The sequence below is a fragment of the Caballeronia sp. genome, from assembly GCF_028292365.1.
GTDB lineage: Bacteria > Pseudomonadota > Gammaproteobacteria > Burkholderiales > Burkholderiaceae > Caballeronia.
In genome coordinates this window covers 1-8,295 of sequence record NZ_JAQGMM010000204.1, presented here as the reverse complement: position 1 = coordinate 8,295, position 8,295 = coordinate 1, and the positions used below count along the sequence as shown (strand labels likewise).

Below are 8,295 nucleotides of genomic sequence, written 5' to 3'. Positions count from 1 at the left end.
GTCTGGTCGTGACCCGCGAAGGTGACGACAAACTCGCGAACCGCCTGTTCGAAGTGATGAACGCCAATCGCGCCGATTTCACGCTGACGTTCCGGAACCTGGCCAAAATGCGCAAGGCTGACGCTTCTGGCGACGCGCCGGTGCGTGATCTGTTCCTCGATCGCGATGCTTTCGATGTCTGGGCGAACGACTATCGGCTGCGCTTGTCGGAGGAAACACAAAGCGATGAAGCGCGAGCAAGCGCAATGAACGCCGTGAATCCGAAATATGCCTTACGCAATCATCTGGCCGAAAACGCCATCCGACTGGCAAAAGAGAAGGATTTTTCCGAAGTTGAACGGCTGGCAAAGGTGCTGCGCCACCCGTTCGATGAGCAGCCTGAATTTGAAGCGTATGCCGGCCTGCCGCCCGACTGGGCGAGCGACCTGGAAGTCAGTTGCTCTTCCTGAAATAGCCCCCAAATACATAAGCCCAAACGAGCCCAAGCGAGCCGCTTTCCTTGTTGGGCTCCGCTAAAGATCTGGAGATAGAGAACCATGAACCGAGACGATCTCACGAAAGACCCCGTTGCTCCGCTGCAGAAAGACGATGCCGAGTATCGAAAGGAATTAAGCGATATCCAGTACCACGTGACGCGCCACGCCGCCACCGAACGGCCGTTCACTGGCGAGTACTGGGACCACACGGACCGCGGTGTGTATGACTGCGTGTGCTGCGGCACGCCGTTGTTCGAGTCGGATACGAAATTCGATGCCGGTTGCGGCTGGCCGAGCTACTTCAAGCCGATCAACGGCGAAGTCATCAAGGAGAAGACGGATCGTGCGCACGGCATGCTGCGCATCGAGGTCCAGTGCAAGAACTGCGGCGCGCATCTGGGCCACGTTTTCGAAGACGGTCCCGCGCCGACCGGTCTGCGGTACTGCATCAACTCGGCTGCGCTACAATTCGAAGCCAAGTAAGCGCGTCGGGCGCTGCCGGTCAGTGAGCCGGCAAGTCGACGTTGGCGCGAAGAGCGACCTCGCCGCGCGCTTTCAAATGCTTTTAAACGCGGCTGACTTGGGGCCAAAAGCGGCTGACTGCGGCGGCTGACTGCGGCTATTCACTCGCCAGGCGTTGGGTTGTGCCGGTAGCGAACCGGCGACACTCGGCGCGTGCGCGCTTTCATATTGATGCCCTCCTCGTCCCTACAACATGAAATTTCTGTTCGATCTATTTCCGATCCTCCTCTTCTTCGTCGCATTCAAGATCTGGGGCATCTACACCGCGACCGCTGTAGCAATTGTCGCCACGCTTGTGCAGATCGCCTGGGTCGCGTTCCGGCATCGCAAGGTCGATCCCATGCTGTGGGTAAGCCTGGGCGTGGTGGTCGTGTTCGGCGGGGCGACGCTCGTGCTGCATAACGACACCTTCATCAAATGGAAACCCACCGCGCTTTACTGGCTTTTTGCCGGCGCGCTGATTGTGTCGCAGGTCGGTTTCGGCAAGAACCTCATTGAAGCGATGATGGGCAAGCAGATCGTGTTGCCGCATCGCATATGGGGCCAATTGAATCTTGCCTGGGCGGTGTTTTTCGCGATTCTCGGCATGGTCAACCTGTTCGTGGCGTTCAACTACACCACCGATCAATGGGTCAACTTCAAGCTCTTTGGCGCGACCGGGTGCTTGCTGGTGTTTATCGTGGCCCAGAGTTTGTGGCTCGCGAAGTATATGAAAGAGGACGAAGGGAAATGAGCGATCCCGGTTTTATCGAGAACTTCGTCAACGCGTCGGCCGAGGGCAAGATTGCTTATCTCGAAGCGCGACTTAATGTGGCGCTGGATGCGTCGTCGGTCCATATCGATGACGACAGCGCCGCGCACGCGGGCCATGCAGGAGCGTCGGCGGGAAGTCACTATACGGTTACCATCGTGGCAGCCCGATTCGCCGGGAAGCCACGCGTGGCGCGGCACCGGCTGGTGTATGATGCGCTGGCCGACGAGCTGCGGCAGGGTATTCATGCGCTTGCCATCAAGGCTTTTACACCCGAAGAGTTTGCAGACCAGTTCGAGTGACTCCTAGTAACTTCACTGTCCTTTAGAACTGTTCTTCAGTCCAGTTGCTTTCAGCCACCGGTTTCAGCCAACAAGATTTCAGCCAAGATCTCCAGCCCTCGTTCTGATCAGGAACTATTGATGATTCTAAAAAATCCCCGTATTTGGGTGCTGCTGGCCGCGTTCGCGGCGGCGCCCGCGTTTGCTCAGAACATTGCCGTAGTGAACGGCACGCCGATTCCGAAGTCCCGTGTCGATGCGCTTGTCGCGCAACTCGTCCAGCAGGGTCAGCAAGACACGCCGCAATTGCAGGCGGCCGTGCGTCAAGAGCTGGTGAATCGCGAAATCCTGATGCAGGAAGCCATGCGGCGCGGTATTGCCACGCGTCCCGACGTAAAGGCGCAAATTGCCGTTGCTCAGCAGACCGTGGTCCTGCGTGCGTTGATTGAAGATTTCGTGAAGAACAATCCGCCGACCGATGCCGAGATCAAGGCACGGTACGACGACATGGTGAAGCAGGTTGGCGGCGGCAAGGAATATCACCTGCACCATATCCTCGTCGACAACGAAGCTCAGGCTAAGGACTTGATTGCAAAGATCAAGGCTGGCGCGAGCTTTGAAGATCTGGCGAAGCAGTTCTCGAAGGACCCGGGATCGGGCAAGAATGGCGGCGATCTGGACTGGTCAAGCCCGCAGGCTTACGTGCCGGAGTTTGGCGCAGCGGCTGAGAAGTTGAAGAAGGGTGAGATGACGGACGAGCCGGTGAAGACGCAATTCGGCTGGCACATCATCCGGCTGGACGATATCCGTGATGTCGCCCCGCCGCCGCTCGAGCAAGTGAAGGATCAGATTGCAAAGCAGATTCAGCAGGAAAAGCTGCAGGCGTTTGAAGAAGGTTTGCAGAAGAAAGCTGTGATCAAGTAAAACGCAGGTTATCGCCTATGTCGATGTGAAAATGCCCCGCTGGTTTGCGCCAGCGGGGCTTTTTCATTGGGCTTGAGTTCTGAGTTGCGGTGCCCTCTCCCTTGATGAAAAGGGCACCGCCCGACTTTATCCCACCCAGCGCCGCGCGTTCTGGAACACGCGCAACCACGGACTCGCGTCTGCAGTCCAGTCGGCAGGTGTCCAGCTCATCTGCACATTCCTGTGCACCCGCTCCATGTGCGGCATCAGCACCGTGAAGCGTCCATCAGGCGTCGTCACCGACGTAATCCCTTCTGGCGAGCCATTCGGATTCAACGGATATTGCTCGGTTGCAGCGCCCTTGTTATCGACGAAACGCATCGCTATCAAGGCGTTCGCAGAATCACCTTGCTGCGAGAAATCTGCAAAACCTTCGCCATGTGCAACCGCCACTGGAATCCGCGAACCCTCCATCCCGGCGAAGAATATCGACGGCGAGCTTTGTATTTCAACCGATGCAAACCGCGCCTCGAATTGCTCCGACTTGTTCCGTGTGAACTTCGGCCACGCATCTGCGCCTGGGATCATCGAAGCGAGGCTGCTCATCATCTGGCAACCATTGCAAATGCCCAGCGCAAAGGTATCGGTGCGACCGAAAAACGCCTCGAACATATCGGCCAGACGTGGATTGAAACGAATCGTCTTCGCCCAGCCCTCGCCCGCGCCGAGTACGTCGCCGTAAGAGAAACCGCCGCAAGCAACCGCACCCGCAAAGTCCGCCAACGTAACGCGGCCTTCCAGCAAATCGCTCATGTGGACGTCGTGGGTGTCGAAGCCCGAACGGTCGAACGCGTAAGCCGTTTCCAGATGTGAATTGACGCCCTGCTCACGCAGGATTGCGACGCGCGGACGCGCGCCCTTGCCAATGAACGGAGCCGATACATCCTGTGTCGGATCGAAAGTCAGCACCGGCGAAATGCCAGGATCAGCCGGATCGAGCAACGCATCGTATTCGGCGTCGGCACACGCGGGGTTATCGCGTAACCGCGCGATGCGCCAGCTCACTTCGCTCCATGCACGCTGCAACTCATGCCGCGGCGCTTCGTAAATCTTCTTCGCATCGCGATAAATCTCGATGGCGTCACGCTCGTTCGGCTTGCCGATCACTTCGCTGCAAGCCGACAGCCCGTGTTCGCGCAACACAGCCATCACGGCATCGCGGTCCGCCAGAGGCACCTGGATCACACCACCCAGCTCTTCCGAGAACAACGCGCGAATGGTCCGGTCTTCACGACGGCCGCTGGTCTGCTTCGCCCAGTCCTTGGCATCGCCGTAATCGGATTCGTGGTTCGGATCGAGGATCAGCATGTCGACGTTCAGCGACACGCCCACGTGCCCCGCAAACGCCATTTCGCAGACAGTCGCCCAAAGGCCGCCATCGGAACGATCGTGGTATGCGAGCAGCTTGCCCGCGGCGTTGAGCGACTGGATCGCGTTGAAGAACCGCTTCAGGTCCTCTGCGTCGTCGACGTCGGGAACCGTATCGCCAATCTGCTGCGTGACTTGCGCCAGAATGCTGCCGCCAAGGCGATTCTTGCCACGCCCGAGGTCGATCGAGATCAGCACCGTGTCTGTGCCACGCTGCAACTGCGGCGTGAGTTGTCGGCGGACATCTTCAACCGGCGCAAACGCCGAAATGATCAGCGACACCGGCGACACGACTTCCTTCGCTACGCCCGCCTCGTCCTGCCACTTGGTGCGCATGGACAGCGAATCCTTGCCGACAGGAATGCTGATGCCCAGCGCCGGACACAATTCCATGCCGATAGCCTTCACGGTGTCAAACAGCGCCGCGTCTTCGCCGGGACTGCCGCACGCTGCCATCCAGTTGGCGGACAGCTTCAGCTTGTTCAACGATTCGATCGGCGCCGACGCAATGTTCGTCACTGCTTCGCCGACCGCCATGCGACCGGATGCGGGGGCATCGATCACGGCAAGCGGCGTGCGCTCGGCAATGGTCATTGCTTCGCCACGGAAGCCCGCGTAGTCCATGGTCGTGATCGCGCAATCGGCGACCGGCACTTGCCACGGGCCGACCATCTGGTCGCGCGCGGTCGTGCCGCCCACCGAGCGGTCGCCAATCGTAATCAGGAACGATTTGCTTGCGACCGTCGGGTGCTTGAGCACGCTCACCGCGATCTCCGACAACACCATTCCGGTGACATCAACCGGTTCGAACTTCAACACCTCGCGCTTCACGTCGCGATGCATCTTGGGCGTCTTGCCGAGCAGGACTTCCATGGGCATGTCGACGGGTTCGAGCTTTTGATCCGCGCTCTTCAAGTCGTCGATCAACTGCAACTGGCGTTCTTCCGTCGCGACGCCCACCACCGCGACCGGGCAGCGTTCACGCGTGCAGATGGCTTCGAAGGCCGGCAAGCTTTCCGGCGCAATCGCCAGGACGTAACGCTCCTGCGCTTCGTTCGACCAGATTTCTCGCGGCGACAACCCTGATTCCTCAAGCTGTACGCGACGCAATTCGAAACGTGCGCCCTTGTCCGCGCCATCGACCAGTTCAGGAAACGCATTCGATAACCCACCCGCGCCCACGTCGTGGATGCTCAGGATCGGGTTCTCAGCGCCCAACTGCCAGCACGCGTTAATCACTTCTTGCGCGCGCCGCTGGATTTCCGGGTTGCCGCGCTGGACGGAATCGAAGTCGAGTTGCGCGGTGTTCGCGCCGGTCGCCATCGAACTCGCCGCGCCGCCGCCCATGCCGATCCGCATGCCCGGACCGCCGATCTGGATCAGCAACGATCCCGGCGGCAAATCCATCTTGTGCGTGTGCTGGTCCGAGATATTGCCGATGCCGCCCGCAATCATGATCGGCTTGTGATAACCCCTCACGCGCCCCGCAGCGTTCTGCTCATACGCGCGGAAATAGCCGCCCAGATTGGGCCGGCCGAATTCGTTGTTGAACGCGGCCGCGCCAATCGGGCCATCGATCATGATCTGCAACGGCGATGCAATGCGCTCCGGTTTGCCGTACGGCTCGTGCGCATCCGATGGATTCCTCTGCGGCACCGGCACGGCGCTGTCGCGGGCGTTTTCCCATGGCTGGCGTGCATCGGGCAAGTCCAGGTTCGATACCGAGAAACCCGCCAGGCCCGCCTTCGGGCGCGCACCGCGGCCGGTCGCGCCTTCGTCACGGATCTCGCCGCCCGAGCCTGTTGCCGCGCCGGCGAACGGCGAAATGGCGGTCGGGTGGTTATGCGTCTCGACCTTCATCAACGTATGCGTCAACTCGGTGTGACGGCCGTATTGTTCGTTCGAACCACGCGGGAACCAGCGTTCGGCCGTGCCGCCTTCCATGATCGCCGAGTTGTCCGAATACGCGACGATCGTGCCGGCGTGATTCAGCTTCTCGGTGTTGCGGATCATGTTGAAGAGCGAGATGTCCTGCGGCTCGCCGTCGATGGTCCACTGTCCGTTGAAAATCTTGTGACGGCAATGTTCGCTGTTGGCCTGTGCGAACATCATGAGTTCGACGTCGGTCGGATTGCGCTCCAGTTGCTTGAACGAATCGACGAGGTAGTCGATTTCATCGTCTGCCAAAGCAAGGCCAAGTTCCGCGTTCGCCGTTTCCAGCGCGCTGCGGCCATGGCCGAGGATATCGACGGCTTGCAGCGGCTGGGCCGGCAGTTCGTCGAAGAGATGCAGTGCGTGATCCCGCGACGGCGCAACGCTTTCGGTCATCCGGTCGTGCAGCGCGGCCGCAACTGCAGCGCGTTCCTGCTCGTTCAACGCCTTCTTGCCGCCAATGCCGCTGCCGAGCAAGCCGCTTTTCAGGATCACCGTATATTCGATACCGCGTTCGATCCGGCGAACCTGCGTGAGGCCGCAGTGATGCGCGATATCCGTGGCCTTGCTCGCCCAAGGCGAAACGGTGCCGAAACGTGGCACGACCATGAAGGTTTCGTGCGCGCCGCGCTCGGTGCTCGCCTCGAACGGCGTGCCGTAGTGCATCAGCGCGTGGATGCGGTTGCTGTCTTCATCGGAGAGCGGATCGACTGAGTTCACAAAATGCAGATACTGGCCGCGCACGCCGACAATTGCCGGGTCGATGCGCGTCAATGTTTCGAGCAGGCGGGTTTGACGAAAATCGGAGAGGGCCGAAGCGCCGGGGAAACACGAAAAGTGGGCCATTGTCGCGGTGCTTAAAGGACGTCGGGACGTCGAAGATGCCGAGGCAGACGTCAAGACGAGAGACGTCGGAGCCAGTTGCGGCGGTGCCGCAACTGGCGGTGGGAAGCCCCGGATTATAACCCGGAAGTGTCTCGAAAACGGACCCGGGGCCAAGCCGTGAAACGGGCTGACGACGGCACTCCAATCTCTGAAATATCCCGGAATGTTTCGCGGAAGATCCGGCGGCGTCCTTTAAAAGCCTTGCCACACCTGGTTTTTCAGCCGCCAACCGGGTCAATAGCGCCGCTGCGTCACGCCTCCCGGCGTCCCGTCGGCGCGCGTTTGGCGCTATCATTGCGCGCTTTCCCCGACCGGCGTTGGGTCGCACAAAAGTCGCACAAACGCCGGTTCGCCTCTCTCACGAGAATCCCGGCGAATCCCGGGCGCCCTGACACATCGGGCGCCGGCTCGTGAACCAGTCTGGTCTTGCGCCTTCGGGCGAGAACGAAACATGGATGTCATCGTCATCGGCGGCGGAATCGCCGGCATCGCCACCGCGTATCAATTGCGTGCAAACGGGCATCGCGTCTGCGTGGTCGAGCGCCATGCCACTGTTGCGCAAGGCGCAACCTACGGTCATGGCGGCTCCGTGTTGCCCTCGCCGCTCGACGTGTGGTTCGGACCGACGTTCATGCAGACACGGCGCGCGGTCAAAACCGGCATTGTGTTCAAACCCGGCTTCAATTCCGACACCCGCGAGTTCGCGAAGCAACTCGCGCGGTTCAAGGACCCGGAGCTTTTCACCAGTCAATACGCCGCCCTGCGCCCGCTGGTCGACATATCGCGCGACGTGATCGCCGATATCGACTCCCGGTACGCACTCGATTACGAACAGCGCACCGGCGTGCTGCACGTGTTCCGCCATGAACGCGATCTCGAGCTGGCGCAGTCTGCGATTGCCCTGCTGCAGCGCTTTGAGACGCCGCACCGCATGCTGACGCCCGAGGAATGCGTGGCGGCCGAGCCGTCCATACCGGACGATCCACCGCTTGCTGGTGGTGTATTGCTCGGCGACGCCCGCACCGCGAATTGCCCGTTGTTCACCAAGCTGCTGAAGCAAGTGCTGGAAGACGGCGGCGTGCAGTTCCAGCTTGGCCGCGAAGTCACGGCCATTCGC

At 60.4% G+C, this 8,295-nt stretch carries 7 protein-coding genes; 6 read left to right on the top strand and 1 reads right to left on the bottom strand.

Going from position 1 to position 8,295, the window contains the following annotated elements:
* The 5 genes from JWR14_RS12695 to JWR14_RS12675 form a co-directional block, all read left to right on the top strand.
* Nucleotides 1-449: protein adenylyltransferase SelO family protein (locus JWR14_RS12695; protein ID WP_299706818.1), on the top strand; the 449-nt coding region annotated here is incomplete at its 5' end.
* Between the two features lie 87 nt (nucleotides 450-536).
* Entirely contained in the window at nucleotides 537-959 is a 423-nt protein-coding gene (msrB, locus tag JWR14_RS12690; protein WP_299706815.1) for a peptide-methionine (R)-S-oxide reductase MsrB, read from the top strand.
* Between the two features lie 232 nt (nucleotides 960-1,191).
* Nucleotides 1,192-1,731, top strand: coding sequence for a septation protein A (locus JWR14_RS12685; RefSeq protein WP_299706811.1), 540 nt, complete (start codon nucleotides 1,192-1,194; stop codon nucleotides 1,729-1,731).
* Complete coding sequence (locus JWR14_RS12680) at nucleotides 1,728-2,051, top strand: BolA family protein (RefSeq protein WP_299706808.1); 324 nt, start codon at nucleotides 1,728-1,730, stop codon at nucleotides 2,049-2,051. Before JWR14_RS12685 ends, JWR14_RS12680 begins: the two co-directional genes overlap by 4 nt.
* 120 nt (nucleotides 2,052-2,171) lie before the next feature.
* Nucleotides 2,172-2,954: a peptidylprolyl isomerase gene (locus JWR14_RS12675; RefSeq protein ID WP_299706805.1), complete on the top strand. Its 783-nt coding sequence runs from the start codon at nucleotides 2,172-2,174 to the stop codon at nucleotides 2,952-2,954.
* A gap of 126 nt (nucleotides 2,955-3,080) precedes the next feature.
* Here JWR14_RS12675 and purL read toward each other — a convergent pair whose 3' ends face one another.
* Complete coding sequence (purL, locus tag JWR14_RS12670; protein WP_299706802.1) at nucleotides 3,081-7,139, bottom strand: phosphoribosylformylglycinamidine synthase; 4,059 nt, start codon at nucleotides 7,137-7,139, stop codon at nucleotides 3,081-3,083.
* Nucleotides 7,140-7,629: 490 nt separating this feature from the next.
* Between purL and JWR14_RS12665 the strand changes: the two genes are divergently transcribed.
* The coding region (locus JWR14_RS12665; protein ID WP_299706799.1) for an FAD-dependent oxidoreductase at nucleotides 7,630-8,295 on the top strand (666 nt) is incomplete at its 3' end.